Consider the following 22475-nt stretch of genomic DNA (forward strand, 5'->3'; position numbering starts at 1 on the left):
GCAGCCCATTGGGCAGCCCATCCGCTGGCCGGATCATCCGGTCCACGTGTAACTACTACGGTAACTACTACGCGTGCGACCACCCCCGCCCGGAAACACTTCCTGCACCCCCCTCCCGCCGCAGATACCGTTGCGGCATAGGCCCCAGCGTCTTCCTGACCATCGAAATAAACGCGCTCAAAGCCTGATAATCCGGTTCAACCGTAACCGTAACCGTAACCGCAACCGCAACCGCAACCGTCGACGCCAGCACATCGAGCCAGCGACGATCAGCGCGTCAAAGCCCGCCCGCTAACCGCAACGGCCCATTCCTCACAGCGAACCGCAGCGGCCGCAACATCCCCGTCTCATCAACTCGTCCACAAAAAATCTACTCACCCTGCGCGAGAAACCGTTGCGCCAGTCGCACCCAATACGTCGAGCCAATTGGCAGTAGTTCATCGTTGAAGTCGTAGCTGGCGTTATGCAGCATGCAAGGACCCGCCCCATGTCCTGAATCCCGGTGGCCACCGTCGCCGTTTCCCAAAAACGCATAGCAGCCAGGCTTCGCAAGCAGCATGAACGAAAAATCCTCGGCGCCCATGGTAGGTTCCACGGCGTCGTCGACATTTTCCGCCCCGACTATCTCCTTCATCACCGTCGCTGCAAAGCGTGCTTCTTCGCTGCTGTTGATCGTCGGCGGATAGTTTCTGTGGAAATGGATCTTGACCGAGCAATCGTATGCGTCGGCCGTGCTCTCCGCGATCTTGCGCATGCGCGTTTCGATAAGATCAAGCGTTTCAGTGGTAAACGTCCGCACCGTCCCGGCGATCCATGCATCATTTGGAACGACGTTCACGGCGTCGCCAGCATGAATCTGGGTAATGGACAACACAGCGGTATCGAGCGGCTTTTTATTTCGCGTGATGATGCTCTGCAATCCATTCGCAATCTGCACCGCGGTGAAAACGGGATCACGACCGTTATGCGGCAGCGCCGCGTGAGATCCTATCCCTTTGATTTCGATGCGAAATTCGTTGCTCGACGCCATGATCGGACCTTCAGTCACACCAAAGTGTCCCGCCGGCATACCCGGCCAGTTATGGATGCCAAACACGGCATCAACCGGAAATTTCACAAACAGGCCGTCGTCGATCATGGCCTGAGCGCCCGCACCGCCTTCTTCGGCCGGCTGGAAAATGAACACGATCGTGCCGTCAAAGTCACCATGCTTGACCAGATGCCGCGCCGCACCGAGCAGCATTGCGGTGTGCCCGTCATGACCGCACGCATGCATCTTGCCGTCGTTTTTCGAGCGATGTTCGAAACTGTTCAACTCCTGAATCGGCAGCGCATCCATATCTGCGCGAAGACCAATGGAGCGTGGGCTGCTGCCGCGTTTCAGGACTCCAACCACGCCGGTCTTGCCCAAGCCACGGTGCGTTTCGATGCCCCACGATTCAAGGGTCTTGGCAACCAGATCAGATGTCGCCGTCTCTTCGTAGCGCAATTCCGGGCGGGCATGGATCGTTCGTCGAAGAGTCTGAATTTCGCCGTGTGCGGCTTGGATTTCGGGAATCAGTTTCATGATGGAGTGTTTGACGCACTTGTACTTTGACTTGCTTGGGATCGCTCGGGGCCACATAGGCCCGGGCACGGTGATAATCGATTCTACGCCGAAGGCCTTTTTGACGGCACTATCGAGGCCACTCGCCAATGGACGTAAAATCCCGCTTTGCTCCGTCGCTTTTCGTTTCCGCCGATAAATAACCCATGAATGCTCCGACAGAATTCGCGCGTGCCGTGTGCCCGCATGATTGCCCCGATACCTGCGCAATGCGCGTAACCGTCGAGAATGGTCGAGCGCTCAAGGTCGCCGGTGATCCGGATCACGCGCCGACACAGGGAGCGTTGTGTACCAAAGTCACGCGCTATCCGGAGCGTGTGTACCATCCGAACCGGCTGACTACGCCGATGAAACGCGTCGGGCGAAAGGGCGAAGGGCGCTTCGAGCCGATCAGTTGGGACGAGGCAATGGAGTTGGCGGCAACCCGTCTGTCGGAAATTGCGAGCCGCGCGCCGGAAGCGATCCTGCCCTACAGCTACGCGGGCACGATGGGCCTCGTTCAGGGCGACAGTATTGCGCAACGGTTTTTTCACAAGCTGGGCGCGTCGCAACTGGACCGCACCATCTGTGCGGCAGCCGGAGCCGCCGGTTTGAAGTACACGTATGGCGCAAGCGTCGGCATGCTCACCGAGTTTTTTGCGGAAAGCGAAGTGATTTTGATCTGGGGATCGAATCCGATCGCGTCGAATCTGCATTTCTGGACCCGTGCGCAGGAGGCCAAGCGTCGCGGCGCGCGTCTGATTGCGATCGATCCTTATCGCTCGTTGACCGCCGAGAAATGCCATCAGCATATTGCGCTCAAGCCCGGTACGGACGGCGCATTAGCACTCGGCATGATCAACGTCCTGATTGCAGAAAACCTGCTCGATCACGCGTACATCTCCGCGCATACGCTGGGATTCGACGAATTGAAGGGGCGCGCGCTGACCTATACGCCGTCGCGCGTTAGCGAAATCTGCGGCATTAAAGAGCAGGAAATCATCGAACTTGCACGACTTTATGCAGGTACGAAGAAAGCCGCCATTCGCATGAACTACGGTCTGCAGCGCGTTCGCGGCGGCGGCAATGCCGTGCGCGCAATCGCCTGTTTGCCGTCGCTCACCGGCGCCTGGCGCGAGCGTGCGGGCGGTGCGCTGCTGTCCTCCAGCGGGTGGGCGCCGGTCGACTCGCACGCGCTTCAGCGTCCGGACCTGATGCCGGGATGGCCGTCCAAGGTCAGCCGTGTCATCAATATGAATGCAATTGGCGACGCGTTGCTGCATCCCGGCGACGCCACTTTCGGCCCCAAGGTCGAAGCCGTCGTCGTCTATAACTCGAATCCTGTCGCCGTTGCACCCGATTCGCAGAAGGTCGCGGAAGGTTTTGCGCGCGACGATCTCTTCACGATCGTCCTCGAACACTTCCAGACCGATACCGCCGATTACGCCGATCTGCTGTTACCCGCGACGACGCAACTCGAACATCTCGACGTGCACAAATCGTACGGGCATACCCACGTGATGCTCAACCAGCCGGCCATTTCCCCCGTCGGAGAGGCACGCCCAAACACCGAGATCTTTCGCGGCCTGGCGCGTCAAATGGGACTCGACGACCCCGCATTGTTCGAAACGGACGAAGTCGTCGCGCAAGCCGCATTCCGCTGGGAAGACAAGACGCTCGAAGGCGTTGACTGGGACACGCTAAAGAACACGGGTTGGGCGAAGCTGAACCTGCCGGACGCGCCCTTCGCCGAAGGTGGTTTCAGAACGCCGTCCGGAAAATGCGAGTTCTACAGTGAGCGTCTGGCTCAGCAGGGACTCGACCCACTGCCGGACTATCTGCCGCCCTACGAATCTGCGGATGGCGCGCCCGAACTCGCCGCCCGTTATCCACTCGCCATGATCTCGCCGCCCGCCCGCAATTTCCTGAACAGCACGTTCGTGAACATCGAAAGTCTGCGATCCACGGAAGGCGAACCGCATCTCGACATGCACCCGTCCGACGCGCATATGCGCGACATCGTCGACGGAAACCAGGTGCGCATTTTCAACGATCGCGGTTCGATGCAGGCGCGCGCCCGAGTCACCGACAAAGCGCGCGAAGGCCTCGTCGTCGGCCTGTCGATATGGTGGAAAAAACTCGCGCCGGACGGTCGCAACGCCAATCAGGTCACGAGCCAGGCGTTGACCGACCTCGGCGGATCGGCGACCTTCTATGACTGCCTGGTCGAAGTCGAACGCGTTTGAAAATACAGGAGAAATCCCTGTCGCGCTGGCTCAGGAGCGGTTCGAGGCTGCAGTCTAACCAGGTTGCTTTTCGCGAATAGCAACGTGGTGTGCATGCTACGATGCGTTTTTAGCACGACCATTCGAAAATAAATCAGGAGACGCTGCATGGACAAAATCTGGCTGAAATCTTATCCGCCTGGCGTTCCCGCAGAAATTGACACGAGCCGCTATTCATCGGTTGCCGACCTGCTTGAAGAGGCCTTCCGTGAGCATCGCGCAAAACCTGCGTTCGCCTGCATGGGTAAAGAGCTCAGCTACGGCGAAATCGACACGTTGTCACGCAAGCTTGCGGCGTGGTTCCAGTCAAAGGGAATCGCCCGCGGTGCGCGTATCGCGATCATGATGCCGAACGTGCTGCAATATCCGGTGGCGATTGCTGCCATCCTGCGCGCGGGTTATGTGGTGGTGAACGTGAACCCGTTGTACACGCCGCGGGAGCTCGAGCATCAGCTCAAGGACAGCGGCGCAGAAGCTATTATTCTGCTCGAAAATTTCGCGGTGACGTTGCAGCAGATCGTGCGCAACACCTCGGTCAAACATGTCGTCGTGGCGGCGATGGGCGATCTGATGGGGATCAAGGGCGCGCTGGTGAATTTCGTCGTGCGCAAGGTGAAGAAGATGGTGCCGGCGTGGAGCCTGCCGGGCCACGTGCCGTTCAATACCGCGATCGCCGAAGGCGCGCGCCAGAGTTTCAAGCCGGTTCAGCAAGGTCCGGACGACGTCGCATTTCTCCAGTACACGGGCGGAACGACCGGCGTGGCAAAGGGGGCGACGCTGCTGCATCGAAACCTGATTGCGAACGTGTTGCAGTCGGAAGTCTGGCTCGATCCGGTTCGCGCGAATCGCACGGATATCGATCAGTTCATCACCGTGGTCGCGTTGCCGCTTTATCACATCTTCGCGCTGACCGTATGCGGGCTGCTGACCATGCGTACCGGCGGCCTCGGCGTGCTGATTCCAAATCCGCGTGATATTCCCGGCACTATCAAAGCGCTCGAAGGTTATGCGATCACGACGTTCCCGGCCGTCAACACGCTATACAACGCGTTTCTGAACAGTCCGGACTTCCACAAGCTGAATTTCTCGAAACTGCTGGCAGCAAACGGCGGAGGCATGGCGGTGCAGGAAGCGGTGGCCAAGCGCTGGTTCGAACAGACGCATACGCCGATCATCGAAGGGTACGGCCTGTCGGAAACGTCGCCATGCGTGACCTGCAATCCGGCCACGGTCACCGAATACAGTGGGACGATTGGCTTGCCGCTGCCGTCCACGGAAATTTCGATTCGCGACGACGAAGGCAATGAAGTGCCGCTCGGCCAGCCTGGCGAGATCTGCATTCGGGGCCCGCAAGTGATGGCTGGCTACTGGAAGCGGCCCGACGAAACCGCCAAGGTGATGACATCGGACGGCTTCTTCAAATCAGGCGATGTCGGCCTGATGAACGAAAACGGCTACGTGAAGATTGTCGACCGTAAAAAGGACATGATTCTGGTGTCCGGCTTCAACGTCTATCCGAACGAAATCGAAGACGTGGTCGCGAAATTGCCGGGCGTGTTCGAAGTCGCCGCGGTTGGCGTGCCAGACCAGCATTCGGGCGAGGCGGTGAAAATCTTCGTTGTGAAGAAAGACCCGGCGCTGACCGACGCCGATATCCTCGCTTACTGCAAAACGCAGCTGACCGGCTACAAGCGTCCCAAGATCGTCGAATTCCGCACGGAACTACCTAAGAGCAATGTCGGCAAGATACTGCGCCGCGAACTGCGTGATGGGCGCGTGTAAGCAATAGCGCCATAGCGAAACAGAAAGGCCCGGCAAACGAAAGTTTGCCGGGCCTTTCTGTTTATATCCGCAGCGATTCGAATCACAACGCTTGGCGCCGCTCCCACGCTATTCAAACAAAAAGCCGCACAAAAAAAAGGCGCCCGAAGGCGCCTTTGAGATGCACTGCTTTTTTACGACTTATTAGAACTTGTGACGGATGCCGACGCGTGCCGTGAACTGGTTCTGGCTGGTCGACGGCGTCAGGTTGTTGATGTTCGCCGTTGCTGCGACGACATCGCCTGCTGCGTTCACCGTGTCGCCCGTAGCGTGCTGGTACACGCCCGTTACGTACACGTCGGTACGCTTGGACAGGAAGTAGTCGATGCCCAACGCGCCCTGGTGGTACTGAGCGCGCGAATTGCCTTCGACCTGCGTGCCGCGCGTGTAGTCATACGCTGCGCCAACCAGCAGAGCCGGGGTCAACTGATACTTGAAGTTGACTTCGCCGTTGTTGAACGTAGCCGACTGGCCCTTGAACGGCGATGCGAATGCCGAGCCCAGGTTGCCGAAGCGGATGTTCGAGTACGTTGCACCGATCGTTGCTGCGCCGAACGTGTATGCGCCGCCAGCACCGATGACCTGATACGTGTTAGCCGATGCGAAGCCCGAGTAGATCGTGTTCGTCACAGCAGCGTTGGCAGCCGTTGCCGTACCGCCGTTGTTGAACAGGCCGCCCGAAGCTGCCGGCGTACGCGAGTTCAAGTACGCTGCGGCCAACTGGAGGGGACCGTTGTTGTAACCTGCGCCCAACGACCAGATCTGGTTGCCGGTGAAGTTGCCCGACTGGCCGCCGAAGCTGTACGTGCCGCCGAACGTCAGGCCGCCGTAGTTGCTGCTCGTGTACTTGACCGTGTTGTTGGTGCGGTACGCGTTGTTGAAGTTGTCGAGGTCGCCCGGGTGAGCCGCGATGTAGCCGCCCCACTGATCGCCCACTTCCAGCGGACCGACATAGTCGACCACGGAGTCGTACTGACGACCCAGCGTGACGGTACCAGCCTGGCTCGACAGACCCACGAATGCTTGACGACCGAACAGCAGACCGCCTTGACCCAGCTTGCCGTTGTTCACGTCAAAGCCGTTTTCCAACACGAAGATTGCCTTCAGACCGCCGCCCAGATCTTCCGTGCCGCGCAGACCCCAACGCGAGCCTTGCAGTTCGCCGCTGGACAGGTTGTACAGGTGGCTGCCACCTGCGTTCGTGTTGAAGTTGAAACCTTCATCAATAATGCCGTACAGGGTCACGCTGCTCTGAGCATGTGCGACGCCTGCGAATGCGCCCAGGGCTGCGAGAGCGAGAAGCGACTTTTTCATCGAATGATCTCCAAGGATTACGAATCTTTTATACAAGGCGAATATTTTGTGTGGCTCTCTGGGCCTTGCTTGTCCAACTTCGCGAGAAGTTGCACGTAATGTAACAAAAGGCATACATGGCACAAAGAAAAAGGAGGGGGCCTGGAAGGCTCCTGTTTCGTTTACGCAACATGGTCTAAAATCTTGAATTAGCTGCCCATTTCATGCGAAATCAAGGTTGCCGCGCAGTCGGTTTTGCCCCGCAAAGCCTTGTCACGTGGACCTGCCACTTCGGTGAGGCAGTTGTTGAATCAGGGAGTGCTTAATGTTTCTGGACGAGTTGATTACCGAGTTTGATCGGGGTTTACGCTCAATGACCGGCGTATCGCGGATGAGTCGTCCGTTGCCGGTTCCGCAAGAATCGGCGGCGCTGGCGGAGGCGCCCGAGCTCTCGCCGGCAGAGCGCGCACACGCCGCGGGTTTGATGCGTGTGAACCATGTGGGCGAGGTCTGCGCACAGGCGCTCTATCAGGCTCAGAAACTCGCTACGAAATCGCCGTCGTTGCGCGCCGTTTTCAATCACGCCGCGATCGAAGAAGAGGATCACCTCGCGTGGACCGCGAAGCGCCTTGAAGCACTCGACTCGCGCCCCAGTCTGCTGAACCCGCTCTGGTATACCGGCGCGCTCGCTATTGGTCTCGCGGCGGGCCGTCTGGGTGACCGCGTCAGTCTCGGTTTCATGGCCGAAACCGAACGCCAGGTGGAACAGCATCTCGATAGCCACCTGGATGAATTGCCGGCCGCCGACCGCGAGTCGCGAGCCATCGTCGAACAGATGCGCGCAGACGAAGCGGAGCACGGCAAAGCTGCGATCGACGCCGGCGGCATCGAGTTGCCATTCCCGGCGCGTGCGTTGATGCGCGCCGTATCGAAAGTGATGACGAAAACCGCCTATTACATATAGCGTTTACAGCACCGTCGCTTATCTCTTCTGAAAGTGGGACGGCGCCCCCTGCGCCGTCCTTTGAATGTCTCCCCAATACCCTCCGGCATCTCTTAAATCCGCTTAACGATCTCTTTCATTCCGCGCGCTTCCCCGGCACTTTTCACGTATCACCTTCACAAGCTTCACTAGCTCATTCATTTATAACGGTTTTCCGTTTTATGCATGATGTGAACGAGTCGCGCTAAGTCCTTGTTCTAACAAACAAAATCCGCTCGAAAAGCGTCGGTCTCCCTTGACCCCTGTTTAGCGTTCCTCTAAAGTGGGAGACAGTGTGAGAAAGTGTATTTTTGTGTGATCTCACGTGCAGTTTCGGGTAGATTTTCACGAATCGGGCAGCCGGCGCAAAAGTGCCGCGAGCAACTAGTCGCAGGGGACAGGAGTCAGCGCCAAAGCGCGAGCTCTGGTCACAGGGGAGAGCGAAGTGTTCCAAGGGGCGTCGGCGTTGACGCTCGATGCGAAAGGGCGGATGTCGATCCCTTCTCGTTATCGGGATGCGCTGCAAACACAGGCAGAGGGCCGGGTGACGATCACCAAGCACCCGGACGGCTGCCTGTTGCTCTTTCCGCGCCCGGAGTGGGAAATCTTTCGCGACAAAGTCGACAAGCTGCCCATGAACGCAGCCTGGTGGAAACGCATTTTTCTCGGTAATGCAATGGATGTAGATATGGACGGCGCAGGCCGCGTGCTGGTGTCGCCGGAGTTGCGCATGGCTGGTGGGTTGGAGAAAGAAGTGAACCTGCTCGGTATGGGCCGTCACTTCGAGTTGTGGGACGCACAAACTTACGCCGCGAAGGAACAGGCGGCGATCGCCGAGGGCATGCCCGAAGCGCTGAAGAATTTCACGTTCTGATCGCGGCATACATATATGGCACCTGCGATGGGAAACGAATTGCAGCATCGCTCGGTGCTGCTGGACGAAGCGGTCAACGCGCTGGTTAATCGCGCGGACGGCGTTTATGTGGACGGCACGTTCGGGCGCGGTGGTCACAGTCGCCTGGTGCTGGAGAGGCTGGGTGAGTCGGCGCGTCTGATCGCGTTCGACAAAGACCCGCTCGCCATCGCCACGGCGCAGCAGATTGCCGATCCGCGCTTTGAGATCGTGCACGAGAGTTTTGCTTCACTGCGCACCGCGATTGCGGAGCGCGGGGTTGGGCGGGTGTCGGGTGTGTTACTGGATCTGGGCATATCGTCGCCGCAAATCGACGATCCGGAGCGGGGCTTCAGCTTCCGCGCCGACGGCCCGCTCGACATGCGGATGGACCCGACGCGCGGCGAGTCTGCTGCTGACTGGCTGGCGCGGGCCACGGTGCAGGAATTGACGGAGGTGATACGAGATTATGGGGAAGAACGGTTTGCTTTTCAGATTGCAAAGGCGCTTGTTGCTCGCCGGGCAGAGTCCGACCGTCTTGGGCCTCTCGTCAGCACGGGCGAGCTTGCCCAAATCGTGGCTAACGTCGTCAAAACCCGTGAGAAGGGCAAGGATCCGGCAACCCGCACCTTTCAGGCTATACGGATTCACATCAATCAAGAGCTTGCGGAGCTGCAAGTCGTTTTAGAAGCAGCGTTGTCGCTGCTGGAGCAAGGGGGGCGGCTGGTGGTCATCAGCTTTCATTCGCTCGAAGACCGGATCGTCAAACGATTCCTGCAGGCGCACGCCAGTACGCCTGCAATCGATCGTCGCCTGCCGATTCGCGCCGTCGACCTGCCGAGCCCCCCGCTCAAGATCATCGGCCGTGTGTTCGCGAGCGACGCTGAAGTCGCCGCGAATCCGCGCGCCCGTTCTGCCGTCATGCGTGTGGCGGAGCGGATCGCGCCATGAATCGCCTCAACATCTTCCTGCTGATCATCGTGATGGGGTGCGCGTTGTCGGTCGTGAACGCCACCAATCAGCAGCGGCAGATATTTATCCAGTTGCAGCGCGCTCAATCACAGGAGCGCCAGCTGCAGCAGGACTATTCACAGCTTCAATATCAGCAGAGCGCGCTGTCGAAAACGTCGCGCATCGAGCAGATCGCCACCGACTCACTGAAGATGCAATCGGTCACGACCGGCCGCACCCAATACCTGACGCTCGACCCGGGCGCCGTGAAGGCTGAAGACGCGCCGATTCCCACCTCGGGCCCGGCGTCGGCACCGGTAGCGAAAGGTCGCGGAGGCGTGCGATGAAAAAATCATCGGCTCGCAAGAGCGTAGCTTTTTCGGCCAATCCGATCCTGTCGGTGCGTCTGCCGATGTGGCGTTCCAAACTCGTCGTGTTCATGCTGTTCATGGCGTTCGTCGCATTGGCCGCGCGCGCGTTCTGGATTCAGGGTCCGGGCAACGCGTTTTATCAGAAGCAGGGTGAAATCCGTTATCAGCGCCGGCTTGAGTTGCAGGCCACGCGCGGCAAGATTCTCGACCGTAACGGTCTCGTGCTCGCCACGAGTCTGCCGGTGCGCGCTATCTGGGCGATTCCCGAGTCTGTGCCGGACGACCTTGGCGCAGACAAGCTGAATTCGCTCGGGCAATTGCTCGGCATGACCAATAAGGAACTGCGCACGAAGTTGTCCGAAGACAAGAACTTCGTCTACGTGAAGCGTCAGGTTCCGGTCGACGTCGCCGACAAAGTGACTGCGCTCGACATCCCAGGCATTTATTCACGCGACGAATACAAGCGCTTCTATCCGGAAGGCGAGATCACGGCCCACCTGATCGGCTTCACCAATGTGGAAGACGAAGGCCAGGAAGGCGTCGAACTCGGCGATCAGAAGCTGCTCGCCGGTATGTCGGGCAGCCGCCGCGTGATTAAAGACCGGATGGGTCACATCATCGAAGACGTCGACGAACAGGTCGTGCCGCATAACGGCCAGGACGTCGATCTTTCTATCGACAGCAAGATCCAGTACATCGCGTACACGAATCTGAAAGCGGCCGTCGAGAAGTTCAAGGCGAAGGCGGGCGCGGCAATGGTGATCGACGTTCGCACCGGCGAAGTGCTGGCGCTCGTCAATTACCCGACATACAACCCTAACGACCGCTCGCACCTCACGGGCGACCAGTTGCGCAACCGCATTCTCACCGACACGTTCGAGCCCGGCTCGATCATGAAGCCGTTCACGATTTCGCTCGCGCTCGATCTGCACCGCGTCACGCCGACTACACTGGTAGATACGGGTGGGGGCCGCTTTGTGCTCGACGGTGCACCGATTACCGACGACAGCGGCTTCGGCGTGCTGACAGTGGGCGGCGTGATCCAGAAGTCGAGCAACATCGGCGCGACGAAGATCGCGATGCAGCTCAGGCCCGAAGAGATGTGGAATATGTACACCAGCATCGGTCTCGGCCTGGCGCCGAAGGTCGGCTTCCCGGGCGCGGCGGCGGGCCGCCTGCGTCCGTGGAGAAGCTGGCGCCGCATCGAGCAGGCGACCATGTCGTATGGCTATGGTCTGTCGGTGTCGCTGTTCCAGTTGGGCCGCGCGTACACCGCGATCGCGCACGACGGCGAGATCATGCCGGTGTCGATTTTCCGCACGCCGGGCGATCAGCCGGCCACCGGTCCGCAAATTTTCGCGCCGACTACCGCGCGTGAAGTGCGCGCGATGCTCGAAACCGTGGTGGCCCCGGGCGGCACGTCGCCGGATGCGGCGGTGCCGGGTTATCGCGTCGGCGGCAAGAGCGGTACGGCGTATAAGCACGGCGCTCATGGTTACGACCACTCCAAATACCGCGCGTCGTTCGTCGGCATGGCGCCGATGCCGAATCCGCGCATCGTCGTGGCCGTATCGGTCGACGAACCGACGGCGGGCAGCCACTTCGGCGGACAGGTGTCCGGTCCGGTGTTCTCGAGCATCGTCGGCGATACGCTGCGTTCGCTGAATGTGCCGCCGGATATGCCGGTCAAGCAGATGGTCGTGTCGGACGATTCGGCGAACGCTGTGCCCGGCAATCCGGGCAATGCGGCCACGCCTTCCACGCCGGGCGCAGCAAAGAAGCTGTCCACCAGCGCCAGCGCGAAAAAGCTGACGATTTCCGCCGACGCCAAAAATCACCCCGGAGTGGTGCGATGAGCGCGCTGCGCAAGCAACATCCCGCGCACCGGCAGATCGCCGACGCCGTCACCTGGCTGCACGCTCGCGTGCAGCCAGGTGCGCATCTGCACGCCGACACACGTTCGCTCGCAGCGGGCGACGTGTTTTTCGCGTATGCGGTGGACGGCGCGGATAACCGCGCGTTTATCGACGGCGCACTGGAACGTGGCGCGGCCGCAGTGCTGGTTCAACCCGAAGGCTTTAACGGCCCAATCGATCCGTCGAACACGCTCGCTGTGCCGGCGTTGAACGAACTCGCGGGCTCGATTGCAAGCGGCTGGTACAACGATCCGAGCGACCGCATGTTGACGGTCGGCGTCACCGGAACCAACGGCAAGACCTCGTGCAGCCAGTGGATTTCGACCGCGTTGACGGCGCTGGGCAAGCGTTGCGCGATCATCGGCACGCTCGGCACCGGTTTGCCCGGCCAACTCGTCCACACCGGTTTCACGACGCCCGACGCGCCGCAACTGCAACGCAGTCTCGCCCAGTTGCGTGACGCGGGTGCGCAGGCGGTGGCGATGGAGGTGTCGTCACATGCGCTGCATCAGGGGCGCGTGAACGGCACCGCATTCGACATCGCCGTGTTCACGAATCTCACGCAGGACCACCTCGACTATCACGGCACGTTCGACGCGTACGAAGCGGCGAAGACGCGTCTGTTCGCATGGCCGGAATTGCGCGCGGCCGTGATCAATCGCGACGATGCCGCAGGGCGTCGTTTGCTGGTCAGCACGCAAGGCCACGCGCGCACCATCGCTTACGGGCTTGATTCGACGCTGCAAGATGCGCCGCAAGCCGACGCGTTGCTGCTTGCATCGAATGTGCGCGCGACGGCGACTGGCACCGCGTTTCATCTGAGCACATCGGATTGGGGCGACGCCGAAATCGAAGTCCAGACGCTCGGCGCGTTCAACGTCAGCAATCTGCTGGGCGTCCTTGGCGCATTGCTCGCCGCTGACGTGCCGTTCGACGCCGCGCTCGTCGAACTCGCGAAGCTCGAATCGGTGAATGGCCGCATGCAACGCCTCGGTGGCCGTTTGCAGAACGACGAGCCGCTCGTTGTAATCGATTACGCACACACGCCGGACGCGCTCGAAAAGACACTCGAAGCGTTGCGTCCTATCGCGGAAGCACGCGGTGGCGAGCTGATCTGCATGTTCGGCTGCGGCGGCGATCGTGATGCGGCCAAGCGTCCTTTGATGGGCGCGATCGTCGAGAAGCTCGCCGACGGCGTGGTGGTCACCAGCGACAACCCGCGCAGCGAAGACCCGCAATCGATCATCGATCAGATCACGGCAGGCATGAACGACGCGTCGAAGGCCCGTCGTATCGAAGACCGCGCGAGCGCGATTCTGCAGGCCGTCCGCACTGCCGCACGCGAAGACGTCATCGTGCTGGCCGGTAAGGGACATGAAGCAACACAGGAAATCATGGGCAAGAAACGCGCTTTCTCCGATCAGGATCACGCACGCCTTGCGCTTGCCGCACGCGCGACGCACACCCGCGGAGGTGGCGAATGAGCATGTTCACGCTGCGTGATGCCGCCGCGCTGATTCCCGGCGCAACCGTTATTGGTGACGACAGCGTCGCGTTCGAACGCGTGTCGACTGATAGCCGCAGTGCAGGCCCAGGCGATCTGTTCGTCGCGATCAAGGGCGACCGTTTCGATGCTCACGACTTCCTGCCGGAAGTCGCGGCACGCAATGTCACGGCTGCACTCGTTACGCGTACGCCCGATGGCTGGAACACCCCCGCGATTCGCGTGAACGATACGCGCGTCGCGTTGGGTGCGCTTGCGCGTGGCTGGCGTCGTCAATTCGGCATGCCGCTCGTCGCCGTGACGGGCAGCAACGGCAAGACCACGGTCAAGGAAATGATCGCGTCGATTTTCGCCGCGTCGGTTGGCGCGGAAGCGCGTCTCGCGACCGCCGGCAATTTCAACAACGACATTGGCTTGCCGCTCACGTTGTTCCGTTTGCATGCCGCGCATCAATTGGCGGTGGTCGAACTCGGCATGAACCATCCCGGCGAAACCTCGTTGCTCGCGAAACTCGCCGAGCCGACGGTGGCTGTGGTGAACAACGCGCAGCGCGAGCATCAGGAATTCATGGCGACCGTCGAAGCGGTTGCGCTCGAACACGCCAGCGTGATTCATGCGCTGACGCCGGAAGGCATCGCCGTGTTCCCCGCTGACGACGCGTTCGCGAGCATCTGGCGGGTGGCCGCGACGGGCAACCGCATCATCGACTTCGCGCTCAACAGCGACGGCCGCACCACGGAAGCCGCCGTCACCGGCACGTTCGACGGCAATCAGCTCAGCATCGACACGCCCGAAGGCCACATCGAGCTCACGCTGCAAGTGCTCGGCGACCACAACGCGCACAACGCATTGGCCGCGACATCTGCCGCGCTGGCAGCAGGCGTTTCGCTCGACGCGATCAAGCGTGGTCTCGAATCGTTCGGCGCAGTCAAAGGCCGCTTGCAGGTGAAGCAGGCCGTACTCGGCACGCTCGCCGGCGCGACCGTGATCGACGACACCTACAACGCTAATCCCGACTCGATGCGCGCCGCAATCGACGTGCTCGCATCGCGCGCGTCACCGCGCGTCTTGGTGATGGGCGACATGGGCGAAGTCGGCGACAACGGTCCGGCATTTCACCGCGAAATTGGCGCTTACGCCAAAGAGCGCGGTATCGACGTGCTGTACGCGATGGGCGACGCATCGCGCGACGCCTGCACTGCGTACGGTGCAAACGCGCATCACGTGGCCGACGTTGGCACGTTGATCACGCAATTGCAGCAGGCCGGTTTCGGCGCTGCCGCAACGCTTCTCGTGAAAGGCTCGCGCTTCATGCAAATGGAGCGCGTGGTGGACGCCGTAACGAGTCCACAACCCAACGCTGCGGGCTCGAAGCCCGCCGCACATTGAAATAGAAGGACCGAAGCATGCTACTGGCGCTGGCGCAATGGCTGCAGAATGACGCAAGCTTCTTGCGCGTGTTCAGTTATCTGACTTTCCGTGCAGTGATGGCGACCATCACTGCACTGCTGATCGGGCTCGTCTGCGGCCCGGCAGTGATCCGCAAACTGACCGCGATGAAGGTCGGTCAGGCCGTCCGTAAAGATGGTCCGCAATCGCACCTGGTCAAATCGGGTACGCCGACCATGGGCGGCGTGCTGATTCTGCTCGGCATCGCTGTGGCGACATTGTTGTGGGCCGATCTGACGAATCGCTTCATCTGGATCGTGATTCTCGTCACGTTCGGTTTCGGCGTGATCGGCTGGGTCGACGATTACCGCAAGGTGGTCTACAAGGACCCGCGCGGTATGTCGTCGCGTGAGAAGTATTTCTGGCAGTCGGTGATCGGTCTGTTCGCGGCGGTGTATCTCGCGTTCAGCGTGTCCGAAGCTAGCAACGTGCGCGTGTTCGACCTGTTCATGGCGTGGGTGCGCAGCGGCTTGTCGATGGGCTTGCCCGCGCGCGCCGATCTGATGCTGCCGTTCTTCAAGTCGATCAGCTATCCGCTCGGCGTGTGGGGCTTCATCGTGCTGACGTATCTGGTGATCGTCGGCGCGAGCAACGCGGTCAATCTCACCGACGGTCTCGACGGTCTCGTGATCATGCCGGTCGTGCTGGTCGGCGCGTCGCTCGGCGTGTTCGCGTACGTGATGGGCAGTTCGGTCTATTCGAAGTACCTGCTGTTTCCGCATATCGCCGGTGCCGGCGAACTGCTGATTTTCTGTTCGGCGATGGGCGGGGCAGGGCTCGCGTTTCTGTGGTTCAACACGCACCCGGCTCAGATGTTCATGGGCGACGTCGGCGCGCTCGCACTCGGCGGCGCGCTCGGCACCGTCGCGGTGATCGTGCGTCAGGAAATCGTGCTGTTCATTATGGGCGGCATTTTTGTCGCGGAGACACTCTCGGTGATGTTGCAGGTCACCTGGTTCAAGTTCACCAAGCGCCGTTTCGGCGAAGGGCGGCGTCTGTTCAAGATGGCGCCGCTGCATCACCACTTCGAACTGTCGGGCTGGAAGGAAACGCAGGTGGTCGTGCGTTTCTGGATCATCACGTTGATGTTGTGTCTGTTCGGTTTGTCCACGCTCAAGTTGCGTTAAACGGGTAATAGGAAAGCAAGCGATGTTCGGCGAGAAGTTTCGGGATCGGCAAAAGCCGATGGTGCTCGTGCTGGGACTGGGTGAATCCGGTCTCGCCATGGCGCGCTGGTGCGCGCGGCACGGCTGTCGGCTGCGTGTGGCCGATACGCGCGAGGTGCCGCCGAATCTGCCCGCACTCGAAGCGCATGGCGTCGACGCCGAGTTTGTCGGCGGAGCGTTTTCGCCGGTGTTGCTTGACGGTGTCGAACTCGTTGCGATCAGCCCGGGTTTGTCGCCGCTCGCCGCCGATCTTCTGCCGTTGATCACGGCGGCGCGTGAGCAGGGCATTCCGGTCTGGGGCGAACTCGAACTGTTCTCGCAGGCATTGAAGTCGCTGGGCGAAAGCGGCTATGCGCCGAAAGTGATCGCGATCACCGGCACGAACGGCAAGACCACGACGACGAGCCTGACCGGCCTGCTGTGCGAACGCGCGGGCAAGAAGGTCGCGGTGGCCGGCAACATCAGCCCGTCGCTGCTCGACAAGCTCACTGAAGCCATCGATCAAACCGCGCTGCCCGATGTCTGGGTCCTCGAACTGTCGAGCTTCCAGCTGGAAACCGCCCACACGTTTGCTCCGGACGCGGCCGCGGTGCTGAACATTACGCAGGATCACCTCGACTGGCACGGTGGCCTCGACGCTTACGCGGCTGCGAAGGGTCGCATCTTCGGTACACAGACCGTGCGTGTGCTGAACCGCGACGACTCCCGTGTGATGTCGCTCGCGCCTTCAGCGAACTCCGAAGCTGAAATGATCACGTTCGGCGTCACTGAGCCGAAGAACGATGGCGACTACGGTTTGCTGCGCGATAACGGCATGGTGTGGCTCGTCGAAGCGCACGATCGCGACGCTAGCGACGAACCTGTGCCGAAGCGTCGCCGGAAGAATGAAGTGGTGAGCGCACCGAACATCGCGTTCAAGCGTTTGATGCCTGCCGATGCGTTGCGGATTCGCGGATTGCACAACGCGGCCAACGCGCTGGCCGCCTACGCATTGGCACGCGCGATCGGTCTGCCTGGCGCGCCGCTGTTGCACGGCTTGCGTGAATACCATGGCGAGCCGCATCGCGTGGAATTGATCGCGTCGATCGAAGGCGTCGATTACGTGGACGACAGCAAGGGCACCAACGTCGGCGCAACGGTTGCCGCACTCGACGGCCTCGCGCAGCGCATCGTGCTGATCGCCGGTGGCGACGGCAAGGGCCAGGACTTCGACCCGCTCGCCGCGCCGGTGATGCGCTGGTGCCGTGCGGTGATGCTGATCGGCCGTGACGCACCGTTGATTCGCGCGGCGCTCGAACACAGCGGCATTGCGCTGACCGATCACGCGACGCTCGAAGAAGCGACGCGCGCAGCGACCGCCCTGGCTGAACCTGGCGACGCCGTGCTGCTGTCGCCGGCTTGCGCCAGCTTCGACATGTTCAAAGGTTATGCACACCGTGCCGCCGTATTCCGCAGCACGGTCGAAGATATCGCGGCCGAACGGGGGACGATGATATGAGCTGGTCGGAACGTTTCGGTTCGCGTCAGGCTGCGGCAGGCGATGCAGGCGGTGGGTCGCGCGTCGCGAGCGGCCGCACAGGCGGCAGCGGTCTCGCGAGCGCGGTCAATGCCGTGCGCCCGTTGCGCTCACGGATGCTCGACTACGATCACTCGCTGCTGTGGGTGGTCGTCGCGTTGCTCGGCCTCGGCATCGTGATGGTGTATTCGGCGTCGATCGCGATGCCTGATTCGCCGAAATACGCGTCGTATCGCGACTACGCGTTCCTCGTGCGTCAGATCATCTTCGTGGTGATGGGCTCGGTGGTCGGCGTCATATCGTTCCGCATCCCGATCTCGACGTGGGAAAAATACGCGCCGAAGCTGTTCCTGATCTCGCTCGTCGCGCTGGTGATCGTGCTGATTCCGCACATCGGCAAGGGCGTGAATGGCGCGCGTCGCTGGATTCCGCTCGGCATCACGAACATGCAGCCGTCCGAAATCATGAAGCTCGCGGTGACGATCTACGCGGCGAACTACACGGTGCGCAAGCAGGAATACATGCACAGCTTCGCCAAAGGCTTCCTGCCGATGGCGTTTGCCGTCGGTGTGGTCGGCGCGTTGCTGCTGCTCGAACCGGACATGGGCGCGTTCATGGTGATCGCGGCGATCGCCATGGGTGTGCTGTTTCTCGGCGGCGTGAACGGCAAGCTGTTCGGCGGCCTGGTGGCGACGGCGGTCGGCACGTTCAGCCTGCTGGTGTGGGCGTCGCCGTGGCGTCGTGAGCGGATCTTCGCTTACCTCGATCCGTGGGACGACCGTTACGCGCAAGGCAAGGCTTATCAGTTGACGCACTCGCTGATCGCGTTCGGACGCGGCGAGTGGTTCGGCGTGGGTCTCGGCGGCAGCGTCGAAAAGCTCAACTATCTGCCGGAAGCGCACACCGACTTCATCCTCGCGGTGATCGGTGAAGAACTCGGCTTTGTCGGCGTGCTGGTGGTGATCCTGATGTTCTACTGGATCGTGCGCCGTTCGTTCGAGATTGGCCGTCAGGCGCTCGCACTCGACCGCACGTTTGCAGGTCTGGTTGCGAAGGGCATCGGCATCTGGTTTGGCGCGCAGACCTTCATCAACATGGGCGTGAACCTCGGCCTGCTGCCGACCAAAGGTCTCACGTTGCCGCTGGTCAGTTACGGCGGCTCGGGCATTTTGCTGAACTGCGTGGCCGTGGCTGTTTTGATGCGCGTCGATTACGAGAACCGGGTTTTGATGCGCGGAGGCAAGGTATGACCGCTGTGCCGCAACGCACGCTGATGGTGATGGCCGGAGGCACCGGGGGACACGTGTTCCCGGGGCTCGCGGTCGCTCATCTGATGCAGGCGTGGGGCTGGAAGGTCGTCTGGCTCGGCAACCCCGCGGGTATGGAAGCCACGCTGGTGCCGAAGCACGGCATTCCGATGGAGTACGTGCGTTTCGGCGGACTGCGCGGCAAGGGCATGAAGACCAAGCTGATGTTGCCGCTGAATCTGTTGCGCGCGTGTACGCAGAGCCTCTCCGTGCTGCGTCGCGTGAAGCCGGATGTCGTGCTCGGCATGGGCGGCTACATCACGTTCCCGGCAGGGTTGATGACTGCGTTGAGCGGCCGTCCGCTGGTGCTGCATGAACAGAATTCGATTGCGGGCCTCGCGAACAAGGTGCTGGCGAAGGTCGCGAAGCGCGTGCTGGTCGCGTTCCCGAATGCACTGCCGCACGGTGAATGGACCGGCAATCCAATTCGTGAGGAACTTGCGCGCGCGATTGCACCCAAAGCACGCTACGCGCAACGCAGCGGTCCGCTGAATGTGCTCGTCGTGGGCGGCAGTCTCGGCGCGGCTGCGTTGAACGAAGTGGTGCCGCGTGCGGTGGCTTTGCTCGCGCCGGATGAACGGCCGCGCATCGTGCATCAGGCGGGCGCGAAGCATATTGAAGCGCTGCGCGAGAACTACGCGGCAGCCGGTTTGCAAACGGGCGCGGACGTCGAACTCGTGCCTTTCATCGACGACATGACGAGTGCCTACGCGAAGGCCGATCTGGTGATCTGCCGTTCGGGCGCGATGACGGTGTCGGAGATTTCGGCGGTTGGCGTGGCGGCGTTTTTCGTGCCGTTCCCGTATGCAGTAGACGATCATCAAACAACTAATGCAGCGTTCCTCGCCGACAACGGCGCGGCGCTGGTCGTGCAGCAACGTGACCTGTCGGCGGAAAAGCTCGCTGACTGGTTGCGCAGCCAGACGCGGGAAACCCTCGCGGACATGGCGGAGCGTTCGCGCTCGCTCGCGAAACCCGACGCCACGGAACAGGTGGCGCAGATTTGCGCCACTGTGGCGGGTTCGATTTCGGGCGCGAGCCCAGAAGGAAAGCAATGAAACACATCGTCAAACATATTCACTTTGTCGGCATCGGCGGTGTCGGCATGAGCGGCATCGCGGAGGTGCTGGTCAACCTCGGCTATCAGGTGAGCGGCTCGGATCTGTCGAGCAACGCAATCACCGATCGCCTCGCCAACCTCGGCGCGCGGATCTCGATTGGTCACGCGGCGGAGAACATCGAAGGCGCGAATGCGGTGGTCGTGTCGACGGCTGTGCGCAGCGACAACCCGGAAGTGCTGGCCGCGCGTCATCGCCGTATTCCGATCGTGCCGCGCGCGGTGATGCTCGCGGAACTGATGCGTCTGAAGCAGGGCATTGCGATTGCCGGTACGCACGGCAAGACCACGACTACCTCGCTGGTGGCGAGCGTGCTGGCGGCGGGCGGGCTCGATCCGACCTTCGTGATCGGCGGACGCCTGATCAGCGCGGGCGCGAATGCGCGGCTCGGCACGGGCGACTTCATCGTCGCCGAAGCGGATGAGTCCGATGCGTCGTTCCTGAATCTGTTCCCGGTGATCGAAGTCATTACGAACATCGACGCCGATCACATGGACACCTACGGCCACGACTTCGCGCGGCTCAAGCAGGCGTTCATCGAGTTCACGCATCGTCTGCCGTTTTACGGTATCGCGGTGCTGTGCGTCGACGATCCGAACGTGAAGGAGATCCTGCCGTTCGTGTCGAAGCCGATCATCCGCTACGGTCTGGCGGCGGACGCGCAGGTGCGCGCGGTCAACGTGACGGCGCACGACGGCAAGATGCATTTCACCGCGCTGCGCGAAGACGCGGCGCCGCTCGACATTGTGTTGAACCTGCCAGGCGAGCACAACGTGCAGAACGCGTTGGCCGCGATCGCAATTGCGACTGAACTTGAAGTGAAAGATGCCGATATCCAGCGAGCACTCGCGGATTTCAATGGCGTGGGCCGACGCTTCCAGCGTTACGGCGAAGTGCCGGTCATCAGCGAAGGCAAAACCTCCGGCGCCTACACGCTGGTCGACGACTACGGTCATCACCCGGTCGAAATGGCGGCCACGGTGGCGGCGGCGCGCGGTGCATTCCCGGGGCGTCGTCTGGTGCTGGCATTCCAGCCGCACCGCTTCACGCGCACGCGTGATTGCTTCGAAGATTTCGTGAAAGTGTTGTCGACCGTCGACGCGCTCGTGCTGACCGAAGTCTATTCGGCCGGCGAGGCGCCGATCATCGCCGCGGACGGTCGCGCATTGGCGCGCGCGCTGCGCGTGGCGGGCAAGGTCGAGCCGGTATTTGTCGATACGGTGGATGAAGTGCCGGACGCGCTCTCAGCAGTGGTGCGCGACGGCGACGTGGTGATTACGATGGGCGCGGGTTCGATCGGCGGAGTGCCGGGTCGCCTGGCATTGGAAACCAAGGTGTGAAATGAGCAGTATTAAATCAGATCAACTCGCCAAACAATTCGGCAAGGTAGCAGTGCTGCTCGGTGGCGATTCGGCCGAGCGCGAGGTGTCGCTCAATTCCGGGCGGCTCGTGCTGCAAGGTCTGCGCGACGCCGGTGTCGACGCGCATCCGTTCGACCCGGCCGAGCGTCCGCTCGCCGCGTTGAAAGAAGAAGGCTTCGTGCGCGCATTCAATGCGCTGCATGGCGGCTATGGCGAGAACGGCCAGATTCAGGGCGCACTCGACTTCTACGGCATCAAGTACACCGGCAGCGGCGTGCTCGGCTCGGCGCTCGGTCTGGATAAATTCCGCACCAAGCTCGTGTGGCAGCAACTTGGTATTCCGACGCCGCCGTTCGAAGCCGTGCTGCGCGGCGACGACTATGAAGCGCGCGCGCAAGAGATCGTCGCGAAACTCGGCTTGCCGCTGTTCGTGAAGCCGGCGAGCGAAGGGTCGAGCGTCGCGGTGATCAAGGTGAAGAGTGCTGACGCTTTGCCGGCTGCGCTGCTCGAAGCGATCAAGTACGACCGGATCGTCGTGGTCGAAAAGAGCATTGAAGGCGGCGGCGAATTCACCGCGTGTATCGCCGGCGATCTGGACCTGCCGGTGATCCGCATCGTGCCGGCCGGCGAGTTCTATGACTATCACGCGAAGTACATCGCCGACGACACGAAGTATCTGATCCCGTGCGGTATCGCAGCGGAAGAGGAAGCGCGTCTGAAAGTGCTAGCACGCCGCGCGTTCGACGTGCTCGGCTGCACCGACTGGGGCCGCGCCGACTTCATGCTCGACGCGGACGGCAACCCGTACTTTCTGGAAGTGAACACGGCGCCTGGCATGACCGACCACTCGTTGCCGCCGAAGGCGGCGCGCGCAGTGGGTATCAGCTATCAGGAACTGGTTGTCGGCGTGTTGGCGCTGACGCTCAAGGACTAACCGGGGCGACCCGAAAGCAACACC

17 protein-coding genes are annotated in these 22475 nt (G+C 61.4%); 15 read left to right on the forward strand and 2 right to left on the reverse strand.

Going from position 1 to position 22475, the window contains the following annotated elements; genetic code table 11:
* Nucleotides 1-370: 370 nt before the first annotated feature.
* Nucleotides 371-1567 (reverse strand): M20 aminoacylase family protein, encoded by a 1197-nt coding sequence (locus LMG28727_RS31945; RefSeq protein WP_201646307.1) that lies wholly within the window; start codon nucleotides 1565-1567, stop codon nucleotides 371-373.
* Between the two features lie 185 nt (nucleotides 1568-1752).
* On the opposite strand from LMG28727_RS31945, the gene LMG28727_RS31950 reads away from it, so the two are divergent.
* Both LMG28727_RS31950 and LMG28727_RS31955 read left to right on the forward strand, forming a co-directional pair.
* Nucleotides 1753-3831: a molybdopterin-containing oxidoreductase family protein gene (locus LMG28727_RS31950; protein ID WP_201646308.1), complete on the forward strand. Its 2079-nt coding sequence runs from the start codon at nucleotides 1753-1755 to the stop codon at nucleotides 3829-3831.
* Nucleotides 3832-3978: 147 nt separating this feature from the next.
* Nucleotides 3979-5652 (forward strand): long-chain fatty acid--CoA ligase, encoded by a 1674-nt coding sequence (locus LMG28727_RS31955; RefSeq protein WP_201646309.1) that lies wholly within the window; start codon nucleotides 3979-3981, stop codon nucleotides 5650-5652.
* A gap of 183 nt (nucleotides 5653-5835) precedes the next feature.
* Here LMG28727_RS31955 and LMG28727_RS31960 read toward each other — a convergent pair whose 3' ends face one another.
* Nucleotides 5836-7005 (reverse strand): porin, encoded by a 1170-nt coding sequence (locus LMG28727_RS31960; RefSeq protein ID WP_201646310.1) that lies wholly within the window; start codon nucleotides 7003-7005, stop codon nucleotides 5836-5838.
* A 304-nt stretch (nucleotides 7006-7309) separates the two neighbouring features.
* Between LMG28727_RS31960 and coq7 the strand changes: the two genes are divergently transcribed.
* The 13 genes from coq7 (at nucleotide 7310) to LMG28727_RS32025 (ending at nucleotide 22451) form a co-directional block, all read left to right on the forward strand.
* Nucleotides 7310-7948 carry a 2-polyprenyl-3-methyl-6-methoxy-1,4-benzoquinone monooxygenase gene (coq7, locus tag LMG28727_RS31965; RefSeq protein ID WP_201646311.1) on the forward strand — a complete coding sequence of 213 codons (639 nt, stop codon included), beginning with the start codon at nucleotides 7310-7312 and terminating at the stop codon, nucleotides 7946-7948.
* Nucleotides 7949-8411: 463 nt separating this feature from the next.
* On the forward strand, nucleotides 8412-8840 hold the full coding sequence (mraZ, locus tag LMG28727_RS31970; protein ID WP_074765919.1) for a division/cell wall cluster transcriptional repressor MraZ: 429 nt from the start codon (nucleotides 8412-8414) through the stop codon (nucleotides 8838-8840).
* Nucleotides 8841-8855: 15 nt separating this feature from the next.
* Nucleotides 8856-9809 carry a 16S rRNA (cytosine(1402)-N(4))-methyltransferase RsmH gene (rsmH, locus tag LMG28727_RS31975; protein ID WP_201646312.1) on the forward strand — a complete coding sequence of 318 codons (954 nt, stop codon included), beginning with the start codon at nucleotides 8856-8858 and terminating at the stop codon, nucleotides 9807-9809.
* Entirely contained in the window at nucleotides 9806-10156 is a 351-nt protein-coding gene (ftsL, locus tag LMG28727_RS31980) for a cell division protein FtsL (RefSeq protein ID WP_201646313.1), read from the forward strand. The genes rsmH and ftsL overlap by 4 nt, the downstream gene beginning before the upstream one ends.
* Nucleotides 10153-12036, forward strand: coding sequence for a peptidoglycan D,D-transpeptidase FtsI family protein (locus LMG28727_RS31985; RefSeq protein WP_201646314.1), 1884 nt, complete (start codon nucleotides 10153-10155; stop codon nucleotides 12034-12036). The genes ftsL and LMG28727_RS31985 overlap by 4 nt, the downstream gene beginning before the upstream one ends.
* Nucleotides 12033-13580 (forward strand): UDP-N-acetylmuramoyl-L-alanyl-D-glutamate--2,6-diaminopimelate ligase, encoded by a 1548-nt coding sequence (locus LMG28727_RS31990; protein WP_201646315.1) that lies wholly within the window; start codon nucleotides 12033-12035, stop codon nucleotides 13578-13580. The genes LMG28727_RS31985 and LMG28727_RS31990 overlap by 4 nt, the downstream gene beginning before the upstream one ends.
* Complete coding sequence (locus tag LMG28727_RS31995; protein ID WP_201646316.1) at nucleotides 13577-14989, forward strand: UDP-N-acetylmuramoyl-tripeptide--D-alanyl-D-alanine ligase; 1413 nt, start codon at nucleotides 13577-13579, stop codon at nucleotides 14987-14989. The genes LMG28727_RS31990 and LMG28727_RS31995 overlap by 4 nt, the downstream gene beginning before the upstream one ends.
* 17 nt (nucleotides 14990-15006) lie before the next feature.
* A complete protein-coding gene (gene mraY / locus LMG28727_RS32000; protein ID WP_201646317.1) occupies nucleotides 15007-16176 on the forward strand; it encodes a phospho-N-acetylmuramoyl-pentapeptide-transferase in 1170 nt (389 codons plus the stop codon).
* 22 nt (nucleotides 16177-16198) lie between these two features.
* A complete protein-coding gene (gene murD / locus LMG28727_RS32005; protein WP_201646318.1) occupies nucleotides 16199-17713 on the forward strand; it encodes a UDP-N-acetylmuramoyl-L-alanine--D-glutamate ligase in 1515 nt (504 codons plus the stop codon).
* Nucleotides 17710-18981: a putative lipid II flippase FtsW gene (gene ftsW, locus LMG28727_RS32010; RefSeq protein ID WP_201646319.1), complete on the forward strand. Its 1272-nt coding sequence runs from the start codon at nucleotides 17710-17712 to the stop codon at nucleotides 18979-18981. The genes murD and ftsW overlap by 4 nt, the downstream gene beginning before the upstream one ends.
* Entirely contained in the window at nucleotides 18978-20096 is a 1119-nt protein-coding gene (gene murG, locus LMG28727_RS32015) for an undecaprenyldiphospho-muramoylpentapeptide beta-N-acetylglucosaminyltransferase (RefSeq protein ID WP_201646320.1), read from the forward strand. Before ftsW ends, murG begins: the two co-directional genes overlap by 4 nt.
* Nucleotides 20093-21496, forward strand: coding sequence for a UDP-N-acetylmuramate--L-alanine ligase (murC, locus tag LMG28727_RS32020; RefSeq protein ID WP_201646321.1), 1404 nt, complete (start codon nucleotides 20093-20095; stop codon nucleotides 21494-21496). Before murG ends, murC begins: the two co-directional genes overlap by 4 nt.
* A 1-nt stretch (nucleotide 21497) precedes the next feature.
* Nucleotides 21498-22451, forward strand: a complete 954-nt coding sequence (locus LMG28727_RS32025; RefSeq protein WP_201646322.1) for a D-alanine--D-alanine ligase — start codon at nucleotides 21498-21500, stop codon at nucleotides 22449-22451.
* Nucleotides 22452-22475 lie beyond the last annotated feature (24 nt).

Source organism: Paraburkholderia metrosideri (assembly GCF_904848625.1).
GTDB lineage: Bacteria > Pseudomonadota > Gammaproteobacteria > Burkholderiales > Burkholderiaceae > Paraburkholderia > Paraburkholderia metrosideri.

Excerpts from the sequence above, each read along its gene's own strand:
- murD (WP_201646318.1), top strand. The coding sequence starts at position 16,199 with ATGTTCGGCGAGAAGTTTCGGGATCGGCAAAAGCCGATGGTGCTCGTG.
- LMG28727_RS31985 (WP_201646314.1), top strand. The coding sequence starts at position 10,153 with ATGAAAAAATCATCGGCTCGCAAGAGCGTAGCTTTTTCGGCCAATCCG.
- mraY (WP_201646317.1), top strand. The coding sequence starts at position 15,007 with ATGCTACTGGCGCTGGCGCAATGGCTGCAGAATGACGCAAGCTTCTTG.
- ftsL (WP_201646313.1), top strand. The coding sequence starts at position 9,806 with ATGAATCGCCTCAACATCTTCCTGCTGATCATCGTGATGGGGTGCGCG.
- LMG28727_RS31990 (WP_201646315.1), top strand. The coding sequence starts at position 12,033 with ATGAGCGCGCTGCGCAAGCAACATCCCGCGCACCGGCAGATCGCCGAC.
- LMG28727_RS32025 (WP_201646322.1), top strand. The coding sequence starts at position 21,498 with ATGAGCAGTATTAAATCAGATCAACTCGCCAAACAATTCGGCAAGGTA.
- LMG28727_RS31955 (WP_201646309.1), top strand. The coding sequence starts at position 3,979 with ATGGACAAAATCTGGCTGAAATCTTATCCGCCTGGCGTTCCCGCAGAA.
- coq7 (WP_201646311.1), top strand. The coding sequence starts at position 7,310 with ATGTTTCTGGACGAGTTGATTACCGAGTTTGATCGGGGTTTACGCTCA.
- ftsW (WP_201646319.1), top strand. The coding sequence starts at position 17,710 with ATGAGCTGGTCGGAACGTTTCGGTTCGCGTCAGGCTGCGGCAGGCGAT.
- LMG28727_RS31960 (WP_201646310.1), bottom strand. The coding sequence starts at position 7,005 with ATGAAAAAGTCGCTTCTCGCTCTCGCAGCCCTGGGCGCATTCGCAGGC.
- LMG28727_RS31995 (WP_201646316.1), top strand. The coding sequence starts at position 13,577 with ATGAGCATGTTCACGCTGCGTGATGCCGCCGCGCTGATTCCCGGCGCA.
- LMG28727_RS31950 (WP_201646308.1), top strand. The coding sequence starts at position 1,753 with ATGAATGCTCCGACAGAATTCGCGCGTGCCGTGTGCCCGCATGATTGC.
- murC (WP_201646321.1), top strand. The coding sequence starts at position 20,093 with ATGAAACACATCGTCAAACATATTCACTTTGTCGGCATCGGCGGTGTC.
- LMG28727_RS31945 (WP_201646307.1), bottom strand. The coding sequence starts at position 1,567 with ATGAAACTGATTCCCGAAATCCAAGCCGCACACGGCGAAATTCAGACT.
- murG (WP_201646320.1), top strand. The coding sequence starts at position 18,978 with ATGACCGCTGTGCCGCAACGCACGCTGATGGTGATGGCCGGAGGCACC.
- rsmH (WP_201646312.1), top strand. The coding sequence starts at position 8,856 with ATGGCACCTGCGATGGGAAACGAATTGCAGCATCGCTCGGTGCTGCTG.